The sequence below is a fragment of the Flavobacterium petrolei genome (assembly GCF_003314435.2).
GTDB classification, from domain to species: Bacteria; Bacteroidota; Bacteroidia; order Flavobacteriales; family Flavobacteriaceae; genus Flavobacterium; species Flavobacterium petrolei.
In genome coordinates, this window is record NZ_QNVY02000012.1 from 1 (window position 1) to 1,534 (window position 1,534).

Here is a 1,534-nt window from a genome sequence, read left to right on the forward strand (position 1 = left end):
AACGTCAGGCTGTGAAAAAACCTCTTTTTTGCGTTAAAATCTTCAATTTTTCCTTTTCTACAATCCAAAAGAAAGCCTTTTAAGAAAGGTCTTTTTTAGGCTGCTAATTTTAAACTGGAAAAAAAGAACTCTAAATTCAGCTTTAAATAACTCGTTTTTAGCAAAAACAAGACTTTTACCTTGTAGGGTGAGTTCCATTTTTTGAGTTTAGTAATCAAATCGGGAACGCCTAGGATATTGACACTGCGTTTGATGTTATACACCAGCATAATCAAGCTATGTTCTCCGTTTACTTTTTCTAATCCCTTTAAGTTGGTATGGTTATAGCCCCATTGTCGTTTGATGGTGCCAAAAATATGTTCATTGATTTCCTGTCGTTTACGGTAGAGCTGTGGGTTCTCATGGTAGCGCTTGTTGTTTTCTTCTACGGCATCGGCATATTGGCTTCGGTCGATTTCTCTGCCTGCTGCTCTACTTGTACATAAATGTTTTACGGGACATTCTTTGCATTTTGGGGTTCGGTATTTTTTAAAATTATAGCTGTCTTTATCTGTAGTTTTCTTATGCCAACTGCCTGTAGTTTTTAGTGTTTCGCCTTGTGGGCAAGTATAAGTGTCGTGATCGTATTGAAATTGGGCTACCAAATAAGCCTTGGTCGTACCGTTTTCGTTACTTTTTCCTTGTTCAGGCTGTGCTACAATGGTAGTTATGTTGGCTTGTTTGCAGATTTCTATTTGTTTGCCATTATGGTAACCTTTATCGACCAATGCGGTATAGGTTTCTATACCTAGATTCTCTTTGGCTTCTATGGCAATAGCTGACAAAGCACTGCGATCATTCTTATTGATGGTGTGCGTGGCTACCACCAGATTGTGTTTGGCATCGACTGCAGCCTGAATATTGAACGAAATCTCAATCACTTGTCCCTGAACCAGCAAGGCTCTGGAATCACTGTCAGTTGTGCTTATTTGAGGCTCGCCACTTGCTTTTAGTTTTTCTTCCAGTAGCTCATAACGCAATTTGTTCCCTTTCAATCGGTCTAACTTTTGTTGGATATTTTGGATTATAGCTGGATTATCTTTGCCGTCATTTTCTTCCAAGGTATCCAAGTATTCTTGGGTCTTAGCTTCAATATAAGCTAAGTGTTTGTCGATTTTCTTTTGGTTGAAATTGGCTTTCTTACTATTGTGCGCTCGGCTTTTGGTGCCATCAATAGCTATGGTTTCACCGCCTATTAAGTCAGCATCTTTCAAGAACGAAACAAATAGTTTGAATAATTTTTTCAAAGCAATAGGATTGTCTTTTCTAAAATCTGAGATGCTGTGGTAATTGGGACGAATATCCTCTAAAAGCCATTGCATTTCGATGTTTCTCAAACATTCCTTTTCTAGATCACGGCCACTTCTGATTCCGTTGAGATAACCGTATAAATACATCTTTAGAAATACTTTACTATTGAAACTTGGGCGACCTTCGGTCTTGAGCGTTTTTACAGCAAAATCGAGTTTAGAGAGGTCAATATATTCGACAAAGG

1 protein-coding gene is annotated in these 1,534 nt (G+C 38.3%); it reads right to left on the reverse strand.

The features are described 5' to 3' along the window. Positions 1-95 precede the first annotated feature (95 nt). On the reverse strand, positions 96-1,534 hold a 1,439-nt coding region (locus DR871_RS16285), incomplete at its 5' end, for an IS1182 family transposase (RefSeq protein ID WP_242497141.1).